1 protein-coding gene is annotated in these 285 nt (G+C 65.6%); it reads left to right on the top strand.

The window, feature by feature from the left end; genetic code table 11:
* Positions 1-285: TonB-dependent receptor domain-containing protein (locus J0A65_RS27155; protein ID WP_206597258.1), on the top strand; the 285-nt coding region annotated here is incomplete at both ends.

The raw sequence follows: 285 nt of genomic DNA, 5'->3' as shown, positions 1-285 counted from the left end.
CAGTACGAGATCGGCCTCAAATACCAGCCGCCAGGCAGCAGCGCCCTGTTCACCGCCTCGCTCTATCACCTGACCCAGCAGAACGTGTCGACCCGTGACCCGCTCGACCCGCTCAACACGGTGCAGACCGGCGAACAGGTGTCACGCGGTCTGGAGCTGGAGGCGGTCGCCGACCTCAGCGAGCGCCTGCACCTGAACGCCAGCTACAGCTACAACGACCCCGAGGTGACCAGGAGCAATGACGGCAACGAGGGCAAGGAGCCGAAGGACACGCCGCGCCACATG

Origin of the sequence: Bowmanella yangjiangensis (assembly GCF_017255015.1) — a bacterium.
In the GTDB taxonomy this organism is placed as follows: Bacteria; Pseudomonadota; Gammaproteobacteria; order Enterobacterales; family Alteromonadaceae; genus Bowmanella; species Bowmanella yangjiangensis.
Note: the sequence above shows the minus strand (reverse complement) of the source record. Positions and strands in the feature narration are given on the sequence as shown.